Raw genomic sequence first — 20183 nt, 5'->3', positions numbered from 1 at the left:
GTCGAACGTCTTTGCCAGGGCGCGCACCAACCTGCCTGCGTACTCCCGTTCAGCGTCCTTGAACTGCGGATACTTGGTGACGAAGTGGTCCCATTCCAAGTGGAGGAACGCCGTTCGGCCAGGAGTACGGCGTCGTAGAGGTCTTTCCCTGGCCATGCATGTCGGTGATCAGCCACATCACCTTCCAGGCAAGGGACAGTTCCGGCGTGGCCGCCCGTACGACCGTGACGCCGGGAAGTTCAGCGGGCCGGGGCGCTTCTGGAAGCCGCTCGTTGAACATGAAGTCGAGCTGGCCGTGGCCGTCCGGCAACCCGGGCGCGGCCCAGGGCAGCACCGTGCGGCAGCCCGGCACCAGGCGTAGGTCCAGATGTCCTCGACGACCGCGTCTCGCGCCGAGACGGCAGCCTCGCCGCCTCGCGCCGCGGCCGGCGCAGGCGCGGCCCGTATCCGCCCATGGCCGGCCCGCTGATGCTCGGCAGCACCGGGTTCCTGGGCCGGCGGCCGGCCGGACAAGGGCGGAGGTCCGCACCCCGGGTCGGGGTGCGGACCTCCGCGGTCGTGCGGGAGCCGCTAGTTGCCGGACGTGCGCGAGCCGGAGTGGCCCGGTTTCGATGGGGCCCAGGTGGGCTTGGCCGTCGCCTCGGCCAGGTGGGGTTCGGCCAGGGTCAGTCCCCAGGCGTCGTCCTTCTCCCCTATGCGTGCCTCGATCTCCTTGATCTGGCCGCTCTTGGCGAAGTAGAGGACCACGACCTGCCGTACTGAGCCCTCGTCGTAGAAGTCGGCTGTCACCTCTCCCTTGGCGGCGTCGCCGAAGGCCTTGACCCAGTTGCGGGCCGTGGCCTTGGCCTGGGTGTCGTCGACGGCGAGCGCGGCCAGGGCGTCGGCGTCGCCGTCGGCGAGCCGCCACACGGCTTTCTGCACCGTCTCGAGGCTTCCCGTGGAGGGGTAGCCGACCACCCGCAGCGGCCGGTGGTTGCTGTAGTCCGTCTGATAGGCCAGGGAGTCGTCCGGCGCGGCGCAGCCTGTCAGGAGTCCGCCGGTGGCGGCGGCTGCCAGGGTCAGGCGGGTGAGTCGCGTCGTGGGTGTCATGGTCAGGACCTCGCCTTCGGGTGGAGGATGATGACCCGCTCGATGTGGTTGGGCTTGCCCTGGTAGCGCAGGATGGCGGCCGCGAGGCTGGTCCTGTTGGAGCTGCCGTGCTGGATCAGCTGGAGTCCGTGCCGCCTGCGCTCGACGATGGCGACGTGGTTGTAGCCGCGTTCCTTCTTCCACTTGAAGAGCACGAGGTCTCCCGGCTTGGCGGACAGGGCGTTGACGTACGTGGCCCCGCGGTAGCGGATCATGTGGCGGCGGAAGTTCTCGGCGGCGGCCCAGGTGTAGCTCTTGTTCTTGATGCTGCCGAAGAGGAAGTACTGCTGCCACCAGGCGCGGTCGTGCTTGCGACCGCCCTGACGGGTCTTCATGTGGCCCCCGTAGTACAGCGCCTTCGACACGAAGTTCGTGCAGTCCTGGCCGTACTCCCAGCGCGTGTTGACGTTGCGGGAGGCCCAGCTGAGCGTGCCGGAGCCGGAGACCTGCGCGGCGGCGCGCCGGATGCGCGCGGCCGGCTTGCCCGCGGCCGGGCCGGCTTCCTCGACGGGCAGGCCGTCGGCGTCGAGCGCGATCGGCTCGTCGGGCACCTCGCTGACGGGGCCCAGTGAATCGTCGGTGGTCTCCAGGGCGTCGGCGGCCGGGGCCGAAGCCGACGCCGGGAGCACGGTCTCCGCCGCGGGGGCATCCGCCTCGACGTGGAGGATCGGGGCGCCGCTGTTGGTGCTGAAGGTGAAGCGCTGCTCGCGGCGTCCTTCCTCCGGTTCACCGTCCGGCTCGCCCGGGTCCGTGGGGCCGGTGTCTGTCAGGACCGCGGAGTCCTCGATGACCGCGCGCAGGAACACCGTGCCGTCGTCGTCGACCCCGACCAGGACGTCGGAGAGTTTCGTGCTCATCGCGGTGTAGCGCTGTCCGCGCCGGGCCAGCACGTCCCTGGTCCGCCCGAGGTCCCCTGCCTGGGCGCCGAGCAGGTCCTGGAACGCCGCTCCGCGCGGGCTCGCGGCGAGGGCCGCCGCGATGGTGGGGTGCTTGCCGGTGAGGATGGCGCTGCGGGCGTCGGCGTACTGCTGCACGATCTCGCGGTAGGTGGCCGCGCCGCCCGGGACGGCCGCGGGGGTGAGTGTCTGCGAGGTGGTGGCGGGACCGGTGCCATAGGGGGTGCGGGCCGTCACGGTCACCCGGTGGGCGGTGCCGTTCGTCAGTCCGTCCACGACGAGGTGCGTGTCGCGGGTGGTGGCCCGGGTGACCTCGCTGCCGTCGGCCTTGGTGACGACGGCGGTGTACTCGGCGCCGTCGGCCGACGAGCCCAGCTCCTGCGGCGGGTTCCAGGTCGCCAGGAGCCCGCCGTCACCGGCGTTCACGCGCAGGTCCTCGGGGGCCGCGGGCGCGGCCGGTGCCACGTAGGTGACGACGAGCCGGGGCCGCTTGGCCTGGTCCGTGCTGCGGCTGGAGTGATAGGAGAGTGCCGGCGCGGCGTGGGCGCCGGGAAGCCGCATCGCGAACCCCTCGCCCGTCTGCTCGTCCGTCCAGGACTGAACCAGGGGTGCGAGGTCCTGGGTGTCGGCGGGCGCGGCTTCGGTGAAGGGGGCGTCGTCCAGTACGTCCAGCAGGCCGGTCCCGGTGTGCGGGGTGGCCCAGGGTTCGTACAACTGGTAGATCTCGACCGGTCGTTGCGTGCAGGCGTCGGTGCCGCATTCGGCCGGTGTCAGCGCCAGGCGGGCGCTCGTGATCCTGGCTCCCCGCGGCACCTTGGCGAGGTCCGGTTCGAACCAGGCGGCCCGCTCGCCGTCGGCGCCGGCGTCCAGCGTGAGACGGCCGTCGGTGGCGGCGGGGCAACCGCCGTCCGCGCAGGTCTTGGCGGCGACCGGCACGGTGGCGTCGTCGAGGGAGGGGCCGGTGAGGGTGATGGACGTGGTCTCGGGTGCCTGCGGGTCGGTTGTGTCGGTGGCGGTGAACTCCTGCTCGTAGGACCAGGCCGAGCAGCCCCGGTCGGTGCAGGCGCGCATCGCCCACCGGTACGTCGTGCCCGCGCGCAGTGCGCCTTCGGGGACGCGGGCGGCGGCGCGGCGGCCGCTGTCGGCCCAGGTCTCCGGGACGCTCACCCCGGGCAGTTGCTGTCCGTCGGCGTCGCGCAGGACGAACTCGGCGCGCACGCGGCCCTGTTCGGGGCTGGAGAGAAGTCCGGACAGCAGCGGGGTGAGGGACTGCGTGGCTCCGGACTCCAGGGCCTGCGGCATGTCCGGCAGACCGCCTGGGCGGCGGCCGGTGGCGACGGTGAAGGTGGTCCAGTCGGACCAGGCGAGGTTGTAGTGCGTGCCGTCGAAGGGGCTGGTGCGGAACCGGTAGGTCGCGCCGTCCTTGAGGACGCCGTCGGGGACGGTCACGGCCGCGGCGCGTCCGGAATCGACGCGCGGAGAGACAAGGCGCTCTCCGACCTGCTTGCCGGTCGCCGCGTCGACGATCTCGAAGGTGCCGGTGACGCGGTCGCCGTCCTTGTCGGAGAAGGTGTCGCGCAGGGTCGGCGTCGTGGTGTCGACCTGCCAGGTGCCGGAGGCGTCCTTGGTGAAGGGCGGGCCGGCCTGGCGGTTGTTGCCCGAGCGGGGACGGAAGTTGTAGGTGACCGTCAGCTTGGGCGGATTACTGGTGGCGTTGGCGGAGTTGACCCGCTTCCACTGGTCGACTGCGGACTCGTCTGCGGCCCTGAGGCCCAGGCTGGACTGGGGTGCCTTGGCGGAGGCCCAGGTCTGCACGAGGGAGGTGACGTCGGCTTTGATCCAGCCGTCCGCGCCGCACTTCGGGTTGCCCCTGGTCTCGGTGGACGTCGCGTGCCGGGTGTGCAGTGCGGGCTGGGAGGTCCAGCGGCTGGAGACCGTGGCCTTGTCGGCCGACCAGACGGTCCAGGGCTGGGGTTTGCAGTCGGTGTCGCCCGAGTGGAAGTTCCACAGGCCGAGCTCGGCGTTCGTCACCAGGGCATCCGCGAGGGGGGCCGTGTTCCAGGTGATGAAGGAGCGTGCGGTGCGCGGGGTGCCGTCGGGGTTCTTCGTGCCCGGGTTGCCGAGGTCCAGCTCGGTGTCGGTGGACCAGTCGCGGGCTTCGCCCTGCTGGACGTAGGTGTCGAAGACGTTGCCGAGGACGGAGGTCGAGGGGTCGACGGTGACCGGGTACCGCGTGGTGGGGTCGGCCAGGAACGCGGCGTCCGGCGCGACCACGAGGTCGATCGCGGAGTCGTGCTGCTTGACCTGCATGGCCACCGGTACGCGGTGGGTGTGTTCGCCGGAGCGTTCGTCGACGGTCGCGTCCCACATCACCGGGGCGGGCATGACGGCCCGCTCGTGGCCGGTGTCGCGGTCCGTGAACAGCACGCTGCCGTCGGTCTGTTGCTCGGCGCGCAGTCCGTCCGCACGCAGCGAGAGGGTGTAGCCGTAGTCCTTCGTGGACGGGCGCTGTTTGATCTCGACGTACTGCTCGAATCCCGTGCGGGTGGCCTCCACGACGACGTCGGCGCCGGGGACGGCGTCGGGGTAGGTGGCGCGGTTGCCGTCCAGTTCGGGCTTTGGCAGGCCGCCCCTCCACTGGACGGTGACCTGCCGCTCGCCCTCGCCGAGGGTGACGAGGTCACGGGCGCCTGCCTTGCGTGCGGCGCCGAGAGAGGTGACGGGGGTGCCGCCCTCGCCGGCGAGGGTGAGCGATGCCGGGTGGGCCTTGGCCGCCACGGTGCCGTCACGGCGTTCGGTGAGGTTGGTGTCGACGCCGACCCAGCTGCCGTCCCGGTCGAACCGTACGGGTCCTGCGGTGAGTTCGGTGGTCAGGGAGCCGTTCGGGTCGGCCCAGGTGGTGGACGTCTCGGTGCGCTCCGACAGGGCCTCCACCCGGGCGCCGAAACGCTTCGCCTCGGCGAGGGCGGAGGGGACGTCGGGAGCGGAGAGCTTTGGGGCCGGCGTGGTCACGGCGGGTGTCGCCGCGGCGGCCGGCCGGGGCGTCACCAGCAGCGTCCCGCTCAGCAGGGTCAGGGAGAGGGCGAGCAGGGCGGTGGTGCGGGGCAGGCGTCTGAGCGTGTGCGAAGTGTCCCGTTCCCCCGGAACGGGTGGTGCTATGTGCATGTGTGCGTTCGACCCTTGGTCAGATGGTCATGGTGCGATCAAGAAGTCGTAAAGCTAGCGCCTGGCAGGTGTGCACACTTCACCTGGCGGGCGTTTTATTCCGCTTTAGTATTGGATGGCGTGCGGTGGGGTTTGTCACCGAGAAGCGAGGGAACCTCAAGACTCTTTTGGCGTTCGCCCTTTCGCGTCCGGCCCGGGCAATTCCCGTGCTCGGTGGGGCGGTTGTCGCCTCACCGCCCCCGGCCGGGAAGCCGGCCGAGAAGGTCACCGTCCCGGGCGTGGAGGCGGCCGCGGCTTGGACACTGCGCCGCAGGCGGCGACGGCGCGCGGGGACACCTACGACGGCGTGCTCCCGCCCTGAACCTCGACGCTCCCAACGTGACCCGCCACATCCGCGGCAGGCCACCGCACGTGTGGCGCGACCACTCATCCCCGCTGCGCCGCACCATCCCGGACAAGGCCGACCATGCCTGCAGCCGCGAGAAACGTGGCTCGATCCACGTCTAATCGGGGGGTGACTCGTCGGCGAGCCGGTTGCTGCGGTCGATCTCCGGCATGTGTGTCTCGGCCCAGAGGCGCAGGGCGGAGAGCGGTCCTTCGAGGGACAGGCCAAGCTCCGTGAGCCGGTAATGGACGGCGAGCGGCACGGTGGGCTCCACGCGGCGTGCGACCAGTCCATCGCGGACCAGGCTCTGCAGGGTGACGGACAGCATCTTCTGCGAGATGCCCGGGATACGGCGCCGCAGTTCCGCGAAGCGGAGCTCACCCGGAGCCTCCTCGGCCAGCACCTTGACCGCCATCGACGTCCACTTGGTGCCGATACGGTCGAGCAACTGGCGGGTCGGACAGCGCGGATCCAGCAGGTCCCCGCGCTCACCGGGTCGCTGATCACGTCCGCCGGGCCTCGACGTGGTCACCTGGGGCTCACCACCTGAAGGGAAAGTGCCGTCTTGGGCAGACCAGGCTAGTTCCCTAGCGTGACCTAGTCACTCATCCTCACCAAGCACCTGGAGTCCCTCCATGCCCGAGCTGCGACGCATCCTCGCCAACGGTGTCGAACTGAACGTCGCCCTCTCCGGATCGGGCCCGGCTGTCCTGCTGCTGCACGGCTTCCCGCACACCTGGGAACTGTGGACGGACATCATGGCCGATCTGTCCGGCCGCTACCGCGTCATCGCACCGGACCTGCGCGGGTTCGGCGCGAGCGGCCGGGCCGCCTCCGGGTACGACGCGGGCACCCTGGCCGAGGACGCGGCGGCGCTCCTGACCACGCTCGGCATATCCTCGGCCGCTGTGGTGGGCATCGACGCAGGCACCGCGCCGGCCTTCCTCCTCGCCCTGCGCCGCCCCGGTCTCGTCCGGCGCCTGGTCGTCATGGAGTCCCTTCTGGGCAGGCTGCCCGGCGCCGAGGACTTCCTCGCCGACGGGCCACCGTGGTGGTTCGGCTTCCACTCCGCCGCGCCCCACCTTGCCGAGACCGTGTTGGAGGGCCACGAGGCCGCCTACGTCAACTGGTTCCTGAACGCCGGCACGCTCGACGACGGGGTGCGCCCCGCCATCCGGGACGCGTTCGTCCGCGCATACACCGGCCGCGAGGCGCTCCGCTGCGCGTTCTCGTACTACCGGGCCCTGCCCGAGAGCGCAGTGCAGATCGAACAGGCGGTCGCCACTGCCCGCCTGACGATGCCCACGATGGCACTGGGCGCCCGACCTGTCGGTGCTGCGCTGGAACGCCAACTCCGCCCGATCACCGACGATCTCACCGGGCACGTCATCGAAGACTGCGGCCACATCATCCCGCTGCACCGCCCGCACAGCCTGCTCACGCTGCTGCGTCCGTTCCTGGCCGGCCAGGACGCGAAAGCGCGTGACCGGGGCGGCGCGGACATGCGCTCTTCACCCTAAACGGTGTTGCACAAGGTTCTTCTCAGGTAGGTCGAAGCGGGGCTTGACCTGGTATTTCCCCCGACGGTGCCGCCGCGATCACCGTTGTCCCGGCTGCCGCGGCCGGCAGGTGGTACACCCCTTCTGTGTCCGTCGCCCGGCTCCGCTGCCTCCGCGCGGGCGCCAAGGTGGAAGATCGCGACGGCAGGATGAGGTCACCGGGACGGAGCGGCCACGGCCGGATGGCGCGTCGGCGAGACCTTGCCGGCGCGGCCCGGTCCCCGACGCGGGCGCCTCGTCGGCGCGTTGACCCGAATACGGCGGCCCATCGTCAAGACATCCCCCGGCCGCGCCAGAAACGTGACATGGCGCCAGGCCAGGCCGAGAGGACCGACCCGATGCCGTCCACACATCCGGCAGGGACATCTCGCCCCGGACCCGGCTCACTTCTCCGCTTCGTCCGCCGAGCCGGACCCCTCAGCCGTGGCCGCGGGTGCGCCGGCGAGGCCGTCGCGCACCAGGGCCAGCAACTCCTCGCCGGACAGGCCCAGTTCGCGGGCCTGGGCCACGAGACCGTGCACGGCGTCGGTGAGTCGGGCGCGGTGCGCGATGCCGGGTGCCGTGGTGACCACGGCGCCCCGGCCGCGGCGGAGCTCGATCAGTCCCTCGTCACGCAGACGCTGGTAACCGCGGAGCACGGTGTGCACATTGACGTTCAGCGAGGCGGCGACCTGACGGGCGGGCGGCAGCCGCTCCCCCGGCGCCGCGCTGCCGTCGGCGATCGCCCCCCGTACGCAGGCGGCGATCTGCTCGCCGAGGGGTACGGGCGAGCCGGGCAGGACACGGATCAGCATCCCGCCGCACGCTCCCCCACATGACGGGCGACCAGGCCGTTGAGCAGCGCGGCAGCGGTTGTCGCGTCGTCGACGGTGACCACGTAGTCGCGTCCCTTCACCGTACGGACGGAGAGCGCCTCCCCGGAGCGCAGCACCAGGCCCCGGCGGTGCGGGAGGATCCGGTACCCCCAGCCGCCGAAGTCTCCCATGGCGTCGATCCGCGTGCTGTCCGCGTCGGTTATGCCGTCGAGAGGCACGTGCAGCCGGGGCCGAGGCACCAGGGTGGAGGTGACGGTCAATCCACGCCGGTCGACGGTGACCCGTACCGCGGCGATCGGCGCGCACGCCAGGCCGAGGGCCACGAGCGGCAACCCCACCTGCCAGGGACCGAACAACAGGGTGCCGAGGCCGGCGAGGGCGACGGCACCGGCCGGGATCAGGAGCGCGCGGGTGACGACGGTACGGGTCCAGGCCGCCATCTCACCCTCGGCGAGCGGGAGCGAAGGGGGCGCCGACGCGGGCGCCGGACGCGGCCCGGTCCTCGCCAGCCACCACACCAGCGCGCCGGTGGCCGCCACGACGAAGACCAGCAGCACGGCCAGGTGCCACAGGGGCAGCCGCGCGTCCGCCGGGTCGTCGACGCCGGTGTCGGCGACGACGGTGGCGATCAGCGCGTAGCCGATGAGGACCGCCGTCCCGGCGCCCACCGCGGCCGTCAGCCGTGCCCCCGCGCCCTTCATGGCGACCGCGGCCAGCACCGTGAACAGGACTCCCACACCGCAGATCACACCGACTCCCGACCACAGCGCGGCCGTGCGGCCCATGAAGCCGTCGGCCGTGCCGTCCAGGGAGAAGTGGGTGGCCATCCGGTCGGGCAGTCGGTCGTGGCCGGCCCGGAAAACGGCGGCGTAGGCCCCGGCGGCCACGCCGAACGGAGCGGCTGTCAGGACACACCTGCGGACGACGTTCATCTTGATCCCCCCTCGCATCATTGTTCGCCTTCGAATAGAACAATGACACATGAGTACCGCGCATTTGAAGGGGGCTCGAAGGGCGAGCGGTCCGCCGCCCTCCCGACGAACCGGCCACGGAAGGCAGGGGCAACGACCCGGCCCCGCACGGTAGGGGCGGGGCTACCCTGTCGCGGTGACGACCTCGCCCGTGCTGTCGACAGCCCTTCAGGAATCCCTCGGACCCTCGTTGCGCCCCCTGCCGGCCGAAGCCGCGAGGCTGCTGGACGACGTCGGCGCTCCCCCGCGACTGGTCGCCCATCTCCGGGCGGTTCACGATGTCGCCGCGCAACTCCTCGCGTGGATCGACGGGCGCGGCCTCGACCTGGGGGTCGATCCGGAGGCCGTCCTGTTCGGAGCGGCAACCCATGACTTCGGAAAGGCCCTGCACCCCGAGGAGTTGTCGGCTCCCGGCGCACGGCACGAGGCGGCAGGCCGCGAGTTGCTCATGGCACGGGGTGTCGATTCCCGCAGGGCGCGCTTCGCGGCGACGCACGCTTCCTGGACCGACGACGGGGTCGCGATGGAGGACCTGCTGGTCAGCCTGGCCGACAAGATCTGGAAGAACAAGCGGGTCCCCGAGCTCGAGGGCCTGGTCGTCGCCGGTCTGGCGGCGGCGAGCGGAAGGCAGGCCTGGGAGGAGTTCCTGGACCTGGACGACGTCCTCACGCGCATCGGCGACGGCGCAGACGACCGGCTCGCCTTCCAGATGTCCTACTCCCCCGTCCGCACCGGGTGACGGCCGGCCGGCCCCGGCCGCTCGACCGACCCGGACCATGACCGATCCACCCAGCGCCCGTCGCAAATAGGGGCGGTGAGGGACCGTCAGTCCTTCGCGTCAGCGCGGTCGGCCGCCAGACGGGCCTCGAATCCGTCGAGCAGGGATCGCAACCCGAACTCGAAGGCGTGGTCCGGGGCACCGGCGTACTCGGCGGCGGCCGCCGTGTCGAGGCGCTTCCGCAGATGCGGGAACTGCTTCGCGGTCTCGGTGGCCTGGGCCATGGCGTCCGCCACCAACTGGCCGGCGTCCTCGCCGGTCTTGCCCAGCCGGCGGTTCAACGACACCTGCGCGGCCGGCCCCAGCGTGCTGCCGAGCACGAAGGCGAGCGCGGCCGCGGCCGCCCGGTCCGCGTCGGCGGCCTCGAAGCCGGCCTTTTCGTAGACGGCCAGGCTGAAGTCGTTGTGCCGGGCCTGGGCGGGTCCGTACAGGAGGTGGCTGCCGAACGCCTGCACGAGCCAGGGGTGCCGGGTGAGCATCGCGAACACTCCGGCGGCGTGGGCGGCCGCGGCCGTCCGCCAGTCGGTGGTGTCCAGGTCGGGCAGCTCGACCTCGCCCCAGACCGCCTCACTGGAGAGCCTGACCAGGTCGTCCTTGTTCTTGATGTGCCAGTAGACGGCCGTGGCGGCCGAACCGAGACGCTGCGCGAGGCTGCGCATGTTCAGGCCGTCCAGCCCCTCGGCGTCGAGCAGCTCGATGGCGGCTCGGACGATCCGGTCTGCGGTCAGCTTGTCTCGCGGCATGGCCACCACCTTACTTGAACTTAGTTCATGGAGCGCCTTGCACTTTGTTCAAGTGACTTCTACGCTCCTGGCTTGTACTTAGTTCAAGCGAACCTAGGAGGAGCCATGTCGCACCACACGCTGTCGGAGTTCGTCGCATCGCAGGCCACGGAACACGGCATCCCCGGGGCGGCGGTCGGCGTGCTCATCGACGGCCGCGAGATCTGCGTGTCGCACGGCGTGACGAGCCTCGCCCATCCGTCGCCGGTGGACGAGAACACGCTCTTCCCCGTGGCCTCGGTCTCCAAGACCTTCACCGCGACCGCGCTGATGCGCCTGGTCGCCCAGGGCACAGTGGATCTGGACGCACCGGTACGGCGCTACGTTCCGGAGCTGCGCCTCGCCGACGAGCGGGCCGCGGAGCGGATCACCGTACTGAACCTGTTGAACCACACCGCGGGCCTGGAATGGAACCTGATCGACGACGGCAAGGGCGACCGCTCCCTGGCCGGGCTTGTGTCGAGGCTGCACGAACTCCCGCTGATCGCACCGCCCGGCACCCGCGCCTCGTACAGCCAGGCCGGCTACAACCTCGCCGGGCGGATCGTCGAGAAGGTCACGGGTCTGCCGTTCGAGCAGGCGATGGCCTCGCTCCTGCTGGAACCCCTGGGACTGAAGGACACCGTGTACGGGCTGGCGGAGGCGATGGTCCGCAAGTTCGCCCTGGGCTACAACCGTGCCCCGGACGGCGAACTGCGCGTCGCCCGGCCCTGGAACGCCTTCAAGGAGGGTGCCCGGGGCGACAACCCGGGCGGCGGCCTCGCCTCCTCGGTGAGCGATCTGCTCCGCTGGGCGCGCTTCCAACTCGGTGACGGCGATGGCCTGTTGCCCGCCTCTCAGCTCCATCGCATGCGGGAGCGGACGGTCGCGCTGCGGGGCAGCACCCTCGGCGACGGCTTCGGTGTCGGCTGGTTCCTGCACGACCTCGACGGCCTGCGCGGGATCGGCCACGGCGGGTCGGGCAACGGTCAGTTCGCCGAACTGCTCATCGTGCCCGAGCGCGAGTTCGCGGTGGTCTCCCTGGCCAATCTCGGTCCGGACGGCCACGCCTTCAACCAGTCCGTCGTGCGGTGGGCCCTCGAGCACCACCTCGGCGTCACGGAGAAGGCCGCGCGGCCGCTCCCGTACGACGAGGGGCGGGCGCGGGAGGTCGTCGGGCGGTACGAGATCGACGCCATGGACCTCGACATAGCCGCCGACGGCGCCCGTCTCACCCTGGGCGTCGGGATCAAGCCGGGGATCCGCGCGGCGTCCGACGAGGAGATGCCGCCGGACCACCCGGCCGCGTCCATCGGGTTCCTCCCCGGTGACGGCGACGAGTACGTAGTCACCGAGGGCGGCCTCGCGGGACAGCGCGGCTACTTCTCCCGCGACGCCGACGGCACGGTCACCGGCGTCGACATCGCGGGCCGCCTCTTCAACCGGGTGGTCCCGGTGTCCTGAAGCGTTGCTGCCTGAGCGGCAGTTGGCGGCGGAGGACGGGGGTGGGCAGAACCGGGCCACTGTCGTCGTCGGTGATCCCCGGGCCGGAGCCGGAGCCGATGCTGGCGTGGCAGGAGACCGAGCCGGTGATCCCGGCGGACGTGATCGCCTTCGGCCGCCTTGCGCCCCTGCCGCCACTCCACCCCGACGAACGCGGAGCAACCCCCGATCCGCAGGTCACGACGAGAGCGATGGCCGAAACCACTCGACGGCGGGCCCCCGGTGAGTCGATCATGGCATATGCCTTTGAGTGAGACCCTCGCACGAGTCGACGCGGACCTGGCCGCCGGCCGCGTCCCCGCCGCGCGCCAGCGCCTGCGCGGACTCGTGTCGTCGTTCCCGAACGACCTGGCGCTCCGACGCCGCCTCGGCGAGATATACCGGCTGTACGGAGAATCCGCGCAGGCCGGCCGCTGGATGTACCTCGAAGCGGACCGGGACGCGGCCGAGACCTCGGCCTTCGAGGACCGCTACGCCGACGCGGCGGAGCGCATGCGCGCCCTGGCCTGGCGCGGCTCCGAGTCGCTCGCCGAAACGCCCTTCGCCAAGGAGCAGTTGGAGGCGGTACGAGCGGCGTGTTCCGACGCCGTGGGCCACGACGTCGACTGGGACACCTCCTCCTCGGTCCCGGAACCGGACGACAGAAGCGGCCGCCTCGCCGACACCCTGACGGGCCTCGGATGCCTGGTGGTCGCCGTCGTGATCGTCGCGATCTGGGTGAACGGCCTCGTGGCCCTCTTCGACTGACCCTGGCCGCCCCCGCCCGACCCGGCCGACCCGCCTGCTTCCGTCTCCGGGACCGACGGCATCCCCCGCGGCCCGGCTCGCCCCCCGTGGGCGAGCCGGCGCGAGGGCCGGGACTCACCCCCTCAGAGGAAGCGCCAGAGGTGATCGGCCGTGCCGTTGTCGTCGTACTGGACCACCTGCGCGCTGTTGGCGGTGGACATGCGATCCACGCCGAGCACCTTGCCGCTGTTCTTGTTGCGGACGCGGTACCAGCCGTCCCCGTTGTCGACGAGGGCCCACAGGTGATCGTCGGTGCCGTTGTCCTCGAACTGGACGACGATCGCGCTGTTGTCCAGCGACATGTGGTCGACGCCCAGCACCTTGCCGCTGTTGCCGTTGCGGATCAGATGCCAGCCGTCGCCCTTGTCGATGAGCTGCCAGGCGTGGTCGCCCGTCCCCGTGTTGTCGAACTGCACCACGCGGGCGCTGTTCTCGGTCGACATCCCGTCGACGGCGAGGACCTTCCCGCTGTTCTTGTTGGCGAGCCTGCGGAAGGGCGGTTCAGGGGTCCACGGCTTCCCGTCGGGGGCCGCCGTCGGGAAGCACGCGACGCGAAGGCGCGCGGCGCCCATGGGGATGAGGGTGACCGTCTCGACCGCTGCGGCGCTGCGGGCGGGCGAGTCCTGGAGCGGTGCGACGACGTGTTCGTCGTCGGCGATCCATTCCTGGATCTTCCGGGCCCGCGCCGAGATCGACATCGGAGTGGTGCCGGGGGTGAAGGGCTGGTCCGGGACCCCGGAGCCGGTCTGCGCCGGGGTGAGCGAGGTGTCGGGCAGCAGACCGTAGTTCCAGGCGGTGGTCGCGTGCACCTCGTACGCGGGGAACGCCGCGTCCCCGGCGTAGCGGTCGTAGCGCTCGCCGATCTTCAACGCGTAGGTGAGGGGGCCTCGTTCGACGCTGACCGCGCCGTGCCGGCCGGGCCACGAGCGCAGCCGGGCCTGCTGGGGCAACCGCAGCCGGACGACGTCTCCGTTGTTCCAGGTGCGGTCGATGCGCGCCCAGGTCGGACCCGCCGAGGCGGCGGCCGGGGCGCCGTTGACCTGGAGCTGGGGTCCGGTGCACCAGCCGGGGATCCTCAGGCGCAGCGGGAACCGCACCGGCTCGGGGGTGGAGACCGTGAACGTGACCGTGTCCTGGAAGGGGTAGCCCGTGTCCTCGGTGACGGTGACCGTCGTTCCGGCGACCGTCGCCCGGACCGTGCTCGGGGCGTAGAGCGCGGCGACGAGTCCGCCGTCGGCGCCGGCGAGCCAGAGCTCCTCGGTGAAGTAGGGCCATCCCATGCCGTAGTTGTGGGGGCAGCAGCGGTACTGGTCGACACCCGCCTGGAAGGCCTGCATGGCGAAGCCGTTCTGGAACTGCCCTTGTGTCTTGGGCCGGTTGTCGAGGTCGACGCTGTTGGCGCTGGTGATGTAGTGAATGGACTTCCCGTCGGGGTCGAGCGAGGCGGGAAGCATGTTGAACGCCAGGTCCTCGCAGCGGTCCGCCCAGACCGGGTCGCCGGTGATCCGGGTCAACAGCTCGTGGCTGGCCATGAATTCGACGATGCCGCAGGTCTCGAAGCCCTGCCGGGGGTCCGCGAAGCCGGGGCGGTAGTTCTCGTCACCGGCCAGCCCGCCTCCGGGGAACCGTCCGTAGGCACCCATCACGGTGTCGTAGGCCCGGTAGGTCGCCTGGACGAGGTCCGCTGATCCGGTCAGCCGTCCGTACTGGGCGGGTTCGCGGAAGCCCTGGGCGATGTTCACGTTGTGCCGGCTCGGGGTGGCCCCGGTCCAGTCGGCGCCGTAACCGTGCATCTTGGCGGCGAGATCCAGCAGGAACGCCTCGCCGGTCCGGCGGTAGAGCCAGACGGCGATGTCGAGGCCGTCGCCCCAACGGTAGGACACCCAGCTGCTGTTGAAGGCTCCCGGGCCCTGGGCGTTCATGTAGCGCAGGAAGCGGACGAGGAACGGCACGATCCGCTGGTCGTGCGTGTACTCCTCGTGCGTGCGCAGCGCTTGGAGGAGGGGCAGGAAGGGCCAGAAGTCCGGGCCGCCGTTGAGTGCCGTGCGCAGCGATCGCGGTCCGAAGAAGCCGTCGCTCTGCTGGGTCGCGAGGATGCCGTCCACCCATTCGCGCGACCGGGACAGGGCGTGGGCGTCGCCCGTGGCGATCGCCAGGGGGATGTAACCGCGCAGCCAGTAGGGCACCTCCTCCCAGGCGTCGCGCTCGGGATGCACCCAGCCGGTCGCGGAGAAGTCGAGGAAGTGCGAGAGGTTCTCGTACGTTCCGCACAACCCGGCGAGCTGGAGCCGGAGTTGCCCGGCGAGCCAGCCACGGGCGACCACGCTTCCGGGCGGGAGCTTCTGGAACGTGTCGGCCGGCGCGGCGTCGGCGCGCGGCTGAGCGGCCGCGGCCGCCGGGAGTGCGCCTCCGAGCACCGTGGCACCGAGCGTGCCGGAACCTAACGCGAGCACTCTCCGTCTGCTCACTGACATGCAGGTGACCTGCCTTCCGCGAGGGGTCCGCTTGAGCGTGCGACAACGTTGTCCCGTCCGGTCCCGTGCACAGGGTGCGAAGCGCCGGGCCCTCCGGATCCGGTTCGGCTCGGCTTCCGCGAGGGACGGGTGCGCCCTCTCTACAACGTTGGAAAGTGCGCCGCGGACATGACAGCACGGCCGGGGGCCGCTGTCCATATGGGCGTCACGAAAGCACTCGCAGGAGGCGCCCTCCGGGTCCACGAACCCCCGAGACGCCGCTCCGGATCCACAGGCCCGCAGCCCCCGGGACCCCGACGCCGTACGCAGGCCACGCCCTCCAAGTGTCAGGTTCCGGTGGCCGATTCCCCGGGCCCCGCCGTCATGGCGCGGTAATGGGCGGCCAGATGGGACTGGGACACCTCGGAGTCGTAGACGGCCACCTTGCCGATCGCGCCCTTGAAGAAGGACTTGGTCCCGGCGGCGCCGATCCGCAGCGGGGCGTCGGTGTTGCTGGGGGTGATGTCGTAGTCGTCGAGGGCGTCCTGGTCGCGGAGCACCCCGTTCTTGTAGACCTTGACGTACCCGGTGGGGTAATCGGCGCTCTTCTCACGGGTGTTGACGACGAGCGCGAAGTGGATCCATTCACCGGGCCTGACCGGGTCCTCGAAGTACGATCCGGCGCCGAGTCCTCCGCCGCGGTTGAAGACATAGCCGCTGATGCGGTTGGCGCGCGCTTCCTTGTTGTCGCGCGAGTACATGCGGGCCAGCCATTCGGCACGGACGCCCTTGTCGGAGACCTTGCCGAGCCAGTTCACGTAGCCCGCGCCCGCGGTCCGGGCGAAGGTCAGCGTGTCCGGCCGCATCCATGCCTCCACGGTCAGCTCACCGGTCGTGGTGACCGAGAGCCGGTCGCCGTCCGGGACCTCCACGTACTGCGAGACTCCGTCGAAGCGGGTGGCGCGGTCCCCGTTGGGCAGGGTGGCGACGCCCGGGGCATGATGCCGGGTCGCCTTGACGGCGCCCGCGGACCGCTGGTCGGCGCGCCCGGTACCGAGGGGCAGATACAGGGCCGGCGAGTCGGCCCGGACCTCGGCGTCGTACGACGCGGCGGGGTGCGCCGAGGGCGGCGGACCAGCGCCGCAGGCCGTCAGCACCGACGTGACCCCGGCGACGGCGGCGACCGCCAGGTAGCCCGTGCGCCGTCTTCGGGTCATGACCGGGACGCCCGGTGCTCGACCGACGACCACCGCAACGACGCGTCCGGCAAGGAGAGTCGGCGGCGGCCTGATGCCGCGATGCCACAAGTCATGAGGATGTCCCGCTCGTTCGCCTCTCGGCCCGCCCGGACAGGGGCGCGACCCTTCGCGGTGGTGAGACCACTCGCCTGATCCGGCGCCCCGGTTGCCGCTCACGGACACGGCGCCTCGCTCACGGAACAAGTGACTCCGCGGCCTTTTCCATACTGGCACAAAAGACCGCAAAGAGGAGCAGCGAGGCTTCTGGGATCCATTGAGAAACAGGTGAGTTGCATACAGCACGGACCTTGCGGCTTTCAGGGACTAAAGTCCCGCAGTCAATACCGAATAGTGTGAACTGCACCACATCGGATCTATCGGAAAATGACTGCTAAATCACACCACCATGGGCGCGAGAACACCCCGTGGGGCGTCGAATCGGGGAGGAGTCCCTGCTCGGAGGGCAGGTAATGACTCCGTAAGTGGGTCGAAATGGTACATACCTTACCTTTCCAAGCGTTTGACCAAGAATTGGCCCATTGGGATGGTTGTGTTGTCCAAGGACATTGCGGCGGACCTGTAGTCCCCACCCAGGCAATGTGCGCGCGCCGGTCGGCGTGCAACCCACGAGCGATATCAGGAGCGTCCATCATGCTGACGAACACCCTTCCCGCCACCCAAGGACTGCACCTCGGCGACGCGTTCGAGACGCTGAGCGGTCAGGTCTCCCTGGGCACCCCGGACGTGGGGGCCGTGGCGGTCCTGGGTCTCGGCTACGTGGGCCTTCCGACCGCGCTCGGCCTGCTGGCCGCCGGCACCGAGGTGATCGGCATCGACGCGAGCCCGGAACGGCTGGCGGCCATCCGGGGCGGTGACGTCGACCTGCTGCCCAGCGACCTCGAGCGGCTCTCGCAGTTCGACGACGATCCCCGCTTCACGCTGACCGACGACCCGGCGGCCCTCGCGCGGGCCCGCACCGTGCTGGTGTGCGTGCCGACCCCGGTGGACCAGCACCTCGCCCCCGACCTCCGGGCGCTGCGGGCCGCCGCGGCCACCGTCGTCGAACACGCCGTTCCCGGCCAGTTGTTGATGCTGACCTCCACCACCTACGTCGGCACCACCCGTGACCTGCTGACCGAGCCGCTGACCGAGCGCGGCTTCACCGTCGGCGAGGACATCTTCGTGGCCTTCTCGCCGGAGCGGATCGACCCCGGCAACGCCCGCCACACCCAGGACACGACCCCGCGCGTGGTCGGCGGCGCCGGCCAGGAGACCGTCGACCGGGCCATCTCCGTGCTGTCGCGCACGGCCGCCTCGGTCTACGTGCTGCCCTCGCCGGAGGCCGCCGAGATGACCAAGCTCTGGGAGAACACCTTCCGCGCGGTCAACATCGCGCTGGCCAACGAGTTCGCCGACAACTGCCGTGTCCTCGGTCTGGATCCGATCCCCGTGATCGAGGCCGCCTCGACCAAGCCGTTCGGCTTCATGCCCTTCTACCCCGGTCCCGGCGTCGGCGGGCACTGCATCCCCTGCGACCCGCACTACCTGCTCTGGCAGCTACGGGCCGAGCGCAGCACCTCGCCGCTGGTCGAGGCCGCCATGAACGCCATCGCCGGCCGCCCGCGCCATGTGGTGCGGCGGGTGCGCGAGGCGCTGGGCGAGCGCGGCAAGCCGCTCACCGGGGCCCGGATCCTGATCGTCGGCATGGCGTACAAGCCGGGTGTCGAGGACCTGCGGGAGTCGCCGGCGCTGGAGATCTTCGACGAACTCGTCGAGGAGGGCGCCGAGGTCCGCTTCACGGACTCGATGGTGCGCGCGGCCCGGGTGGCCGGAGGCATCCAGGAGAGCGTGATCGCGCCCGAGGACCACGAGTGGGACCTGGTGCTGGTGCACACCGTGCACCCGGGTGCCGACCTGAGCTGGCTGAACGACCGGGACGACGTGCTGGACGCGACCTACCGGCTGGACTCCGTGGACGCCCGGGAGACGCTGTGACCGACCTGAAGACGCCGGGAGCCGCGGCTGCGGCCCTCGAGGCGCCCGGGGCAGCGGTGCCCGGGGCGCCTGGAGGCGGCGTGCCAGGTCAGGCCACTTCGGCCGAGTCGCCCGACACAGCGGTATGCCGTGAGGGTGCGGCCGACCCGGCGGGCGCCGCCTCCTGCGGTCTGATCCTGCCGAACCCGCACCCCAGGGCGTCCGTGCCGCTGCCGGCCGTCCGCTCGTCCGCCGTCGTGAGCAGGCCCCCGGGCCCGCTCACCCGATGGACGAACCGGATGCAGACCGACGTGCGTTTCGCGGTGCGGCGCGTGCTGGCGATGTTCTGCCTGCTGCCGCTCGGGCTGATCCTGGCCCGCGAACTCCCGCTCGTACCGGAGAAGCCGCTCGTCATCGGCTACGGCATCACCGTGCTGGTCGGCACCATCGCCATGCTGCAGATCGCCTACAGCCGCTACGACGACCCGTCTGTGCGCACGCTGCGCCGGCGCCCGAAGAACCTCGGTTCCTTCCCGTCCCTGCCCGCCGTGCCGAAGGTGAGCTTCCTGCTCGCGGTCAAGGACGAGGCCGAGTACATCGAGAGCTGCGTGCGGTCGATGGCGGCGAGCGACTATCCGGACCTGGAGATCATCGTGATCGACGACCTCTCCGAGGACGGGACGCGCGAGATCCTGGACGGTCTGGCGGAGGAGCTCGGCATCACGCTGCTCAAGCTGGAGAAGAACCTGGGCAAGAAGCACGCCCTGGTCCGGGGAGCCGCGATCGCGACCGGCGACGTGCTGGCCTTCACCGACTCCGACTGCATCCTGGCGTCCGATGCCCTGCGCAAGTGCGTGCAGGCCCTGGTCGACCACCCCGAACTGGGCGCGGTCAGCGGCCACTGCCGGGCGCTGAACGTGGACCGGACACTCTTCACCAAGGCCCAGGACGTCTGGTACGAGGGGCAGTTCCGGGTGGCCAAGGCCGCCGAGTCCACCTTCGGATCGGTCACCTGTGTCTCCGGTCCGCTGGCGGTCTTCCGCCGGGACGCGGTGTACAACTACTTCCCGGCCTGGGCCGGCGACCGCTTCCTGGGCGCCCCCTTCCGGTTCGCCACCGACCGTCAACTCACCGGCTACGTCCTCGGACAGCTGTGGGTCGGCAAGAAGCTGAAGAAGCAGTACGCGGACTCCCCGTTCGTCACCACGCAGGACTACCCCGAGCGCAAGTGGCGTATCGGCTACGTCCAGTCGGCCAAGGTGTGGACCAACGTCCCCGAGCACTTCGGGCCGTTCATGAAGCAGCAGATCCGCTGGAAGAAGAGCTTCATCCGCAACACCTGCTTCACCGGCACGTTCATGTGGCGCCGCGGTATCGGCCCGTCCTGCCTGTACTACGGCCATGTGCTGTGGGTGATGGCCGCGCCGCTGATGGCGGTCCGCCACATGATCTGGTCGCCCATGCAGGGCGGGCTGTTCGTGAGCGTGCTGTACCTGAGCGGTGTGGTGCTCAAGGGCAGCATCTGGGGCCTGGCGTTCAAGATCGACAACCCCGGGGACCCCCGCTGGCGCTACCGGCCGCTGATGAGCCTGCTGTCGGCCCTGCTGCTGTCCTGGCTGCTCCCCTACTCCCTCGCGACCATCCGTCGCGGCGTCTGGTCAAGGACTCGATGATGAAGAAGTTCCTGCGGCGAAAGGTGGTCCGGGTGATCACCGATGTGGTCGCCATCTCGGTGGTGAGCTGCATCTATCTGATCGTCCTGTCGCGAGGG

The 20183-nt window shown here is 70.8% G+C and carries 15 protein-coding genes and 1 pseudogene; 7 read left to right on the top strand and 9 right to left on the bottom strand.

Translation table 11 applies throughout. The features are described from left to right. Positions 1 to 570: 570 nt before the first annotated feature. From IO36_RS24710 to IO36_RS24700, 4 genes and pseudogenes are all read right to left on the bottom strand, one after another. A complete protein-coding gene (locus IO36_RS24710) occupies positions 571 to 1089 on the bottom strand; it encodes a hypothetical protein (protein ID WP_037623039.1) in 519 nt (172 codons plus the stop codon). 2 nt (positions 1090 to 1091) lie between these two features. Further along, positions 1092 to 3095, bottom strand: coding sequence for an amidase domain-containing protein (locus IO36_RS48320; RefSeq protein WP_280923754.1), 2004 nt, complete (start codon positions 3093 to 3095; stop codon positions 1092 to 1094). Positions 3096 to 3353: 258 nt separating this feature from the next. Continuing rightward, positions 3354 to 5189, bottom strand: a pseudogene (locus IO36_RS48315) (DNRLRE domain-containing protein); the annotation flags it as partial. 503 nt (positions 5190 to 5692) lie between these two features. After that, positions 5693 to 6106, bottom strand: coding sequence for a winged helix-turn-helix transcriptional regulator (locus tag IO36_RS24700; protein ID WP_037623037.1), 414 nt, complete (start codon positions 6104 to 6106; stop codon positions 5693 to 5695). Positions 6107 to 6209: 103 nt separating this feature from the next. On the opposite strand from IO36_RS24700, the gene IO36_RS24695 reads away from it, so the two are divergent. After that, on the top strand, positions 6210 to 7094 hold the full coding sequence (locus tag IO36_RS24695; RefSeq protein ID WP_051900909.1) for an alpha/beta fold hydrolase: 885 nt from the start codon (positions 6210 to 6212) through the stop codon (positions 7092 to 7094). Positions 7095 to 7516: 422 nt separating this feature from the next. Here the strand turns inward: IO36_RS24695 and IO36_RS24690 are convergent, their stop codons facing one another. Then, on the bottom strand, positions 7517 to 7927 hold the full coding sequence (locus tag IO36_RS24690) for a GntR family transcriptional regulator (protein ID WP_051900908.1): 411 nt from the start codon (positions 7925 to 7927) through the stop codon (positions 7517 to 7519). Next, on the bottom strand, positions 7921 to 8880 hold the full coding sequence (locus tag IO36_RS24685) for an SdpI family protein (protein WP_037623035.1): 960 nt from the start codon (positions 8878 to 8880) through the stop codon (positions 7921 to 7923). Before IO36_RS24685 ends, IO36_RS24690 begins: the two co-directional genes overlap by 7 nt. Positions 8881 to 9055: 175 nt before the next feature. On the opposite strand from IO36_RS24685, the gene IO36_RS24680 reads away from it, so the two are divergent. Then, positions 9056 to 9658, top strand: coding sequence for an HD domain-containing protein (locus IO36_RS24680; RefSeq protein WP_051900907.1), 603 nt, complete (start codon positions 9056 to 9058; stop codon positions 9656 to 9658). Positions 9659 to 9744: 86 nt separating this feature from the next. Here IO36_RS24680 and IO36_RS24675 read toward each other — a convergent pair whose 3' ends face one another. Continuing rightward, complete coding sequence (locus IO36_RS24675) at positions 9745 to 10440, bottom strand: TetR/AcrR family transcriptional regulator (protein ID WP_037623034.1); 696 nt, start codon at positions 10438 to 10440, stop codon at positions 9745 to 9747. Between the two features lie 105 nt (positions 10441 to 10545). Between IO36_RS24675 and IO36_RS24670 the strand changes: the two genes are divergently transcribed. The 3 genes from IO36_RS24670 (at position 10546) to IO36_RS24660 (ending at position 12708) form a co-directional block, all read left to right on the top strand. Continuing rightward, positions 10546 to 11922 carry a serine hydrolase domain-containing protein gene (locus tag IO36_RS24670; protein WP_037623033.1) on the top strand — a complete coding sequence of 459 codons (1377 nt, stop codon included), beginning with the start codon at positions 10546 to 10548 and terminating at the stop codon, positions 11920 to 11922. 98 nt (positions 11923 to 12020) lie between these two features. After that, positions 12021 to 12215 (top strand): hypothetical protein, encoded by a 195-nt coding sequence (locus IO36_RS47440; RefSeq protein WP_167347415.1) that lies wholly within the window; start codon positions 12021 to 12023, stop codon positions 12213 to 12215. Beyond that, entirely contained in the window at positions 12202 to 12708 is a 507-nt protein-coding gene (locus IO36_RS24660) for a DUF6584 family protein (protein WP_037623030.1), read from the top strand. The genes IO36_RS47440 and IO36_RS24660 overlap by 14 nt, the downstream gene beginning before the upstream one ends. A 122-nt stretch (positions 12709 to 12830) precedes the next feature. On the opposite strand, the gene IO36_RS24655 is transcribed toward IO36_RS24660, so the two are convergent. Then, positions 12831 to 15221: a beta-L-arabinofuranosidase domain-containing protein gene (locus IO36_RS24655; RefSeq protein ID WP_037623029.1), complete on the bottom strand. Its 2391-nt coding sequence runs from the start codon at positions 15219 to 15221 to the stop codon at positions 12831 to 12833. A 326-nt stretch (positions 15222 to 15547) separates the two neighbouring features. Next, positions 15548 to 16417, bottom strand: coding sequence for a LamG domain-containing protein (locus tag IO36_RS24650; protein ID WP_051900906.1), 870 nt, complete (start codon positions 16415 to 16417; stop codon positions 15548 to 15550). A gap of 672 nt (positions 16418 to 17089) precedes the next feature. On the opposite strand from IO36_RS24650, the gene IO36_RS24645 reads away from it, so the two are divergent. Further along, entirely contained in the window at positions 17090 to 18433 is a 1344-nt protein-coding gene (locus tag IO36_RS24645; RefSeq protein ID WP_078943412.1) for a nucleotide sugar dehydrogenase, read from the top strand. A 278-nt stretch (positions 18434 to 18711) separates the two neighbouring features. After that, the gene (locus IO36_RS24640; RefSeq protein ID WP_078943411.1) at positions 18712 to 20085 is read left to right on the top strand and encodes a glycosyltransferase; all 1374 of its coding nucleotides are present in this window, start codon (positions 18712 to 18714) and stop codon (positions 20083 to 20085) included. Positions 20086 to 20183 lie beyond the last annotated feature (98 nt).

Source organism: Streptomyces aureus, from assembly GCF_000725495.1.
GTDB classification, from domain to species: domain Bacteria; phylum Actinomycetota; class Actinomycetes; order Streptomycetales; family Streptomycetaceae; genus Streptomyces; species Streptomyces aureus_B.
Note: the sequence above shows the minus strand (reverse complement) of the source record. Positions and strands in the feature narration are given on the sequence as shown.

Bases quoted from the DNA above. Each gene is read 5' to 3' on its own strand.
- IO36_RS24650 (WP_051900906.1), bottom strand. From the start codon at position 16,417: ATGACCCGAAGACGGCGCACGGGCTACCTGGCGGTCGCCGCCGTCGCC.
- IO36_RS24670 (WP_037623033.1), top strand. From the start codon at position 10,546: ATGTCGCACCACACGCTGTCGGAGTTCGTCGCATCGCAGGCCACGGAA.
- IO36_RS24675 (WP_037623034.1), bottom strand. From the start codon at position 10,440: ATGCCGCGAGACAAGCTGACCGCAGACCGGATCGTCCGAGCCGCCATC.
- IO36_RS47440 (WP_167347415.1), top strand. From the start codon at position 12,021: ATGCTGGCGTGGCAGGAGACCGAGCCGGTGATCCCGGCGGACGTGATC.
- IO36_RS24685 (WP_037623035.1), bottom strand. From the start codon at position 8,880: ATGAACGTCGTCCGCAGGTGTGTCCTGACAGCCGCTCCGTTCGGCGTG.
- IO36_RS24710 (WP_037623039.1), bottom strand. From the start codon at position 1,089: ATGACACCCACGACGCGACTCACCCGCCTGACCCTGGCAGCCGCCGCC.
- IO36_RS48320 (WP_280923754.1), bottom strand. From the start codon at position 3,095: ATGCGCGCCTGCACCGACCGGGGCTGCTCGGCCTGGTCCTACGAGCAG.
- IO36_RS24690 (WP_051900908.1), bottom strand. From the start codon at position 7,927: ATGCTGATCCGTGTCCTGCCCGGCTCGCCCGTACCCCTCGGCGAGCAG.
- IO36_RS24645 (WP_078943412.1), top strand. From the start codon at position 17,090: ATGCTGACGAACACCCTTCCCGCCACCCAAGGACTGCACCTCGGCGAC.
- IO36_RS24695 (WP_051900909.1), top strand. From the start codon at position 6,210: ATGCCCGAGCTGCGACGCATCCTCGCCAACGGTGTCGAACTGAACGTC.
- IO36_RS24640 (WP_078943411.1), top strand. From the start codon at position 18,712: ATGCAGACCGACGTGCGTTTCGCGGTGCGGCGCGTGCTGGCGATGTTC.
- IO36_RS24660 (WP_037623030.1), top strand. From the start codon at position 12,202: ATGCCTTTGAGTGAGACCCTCGCACGAGTCGACGCGGACCTGGCCGCC.
- IO36_RS24655 (WP_037623029.1), bottom strand. From the start codon at position 15,221: ATGTCAGTGAGCAGACGGAGAGTGCTCGCGTTAGGTTCCGGCACGCTC.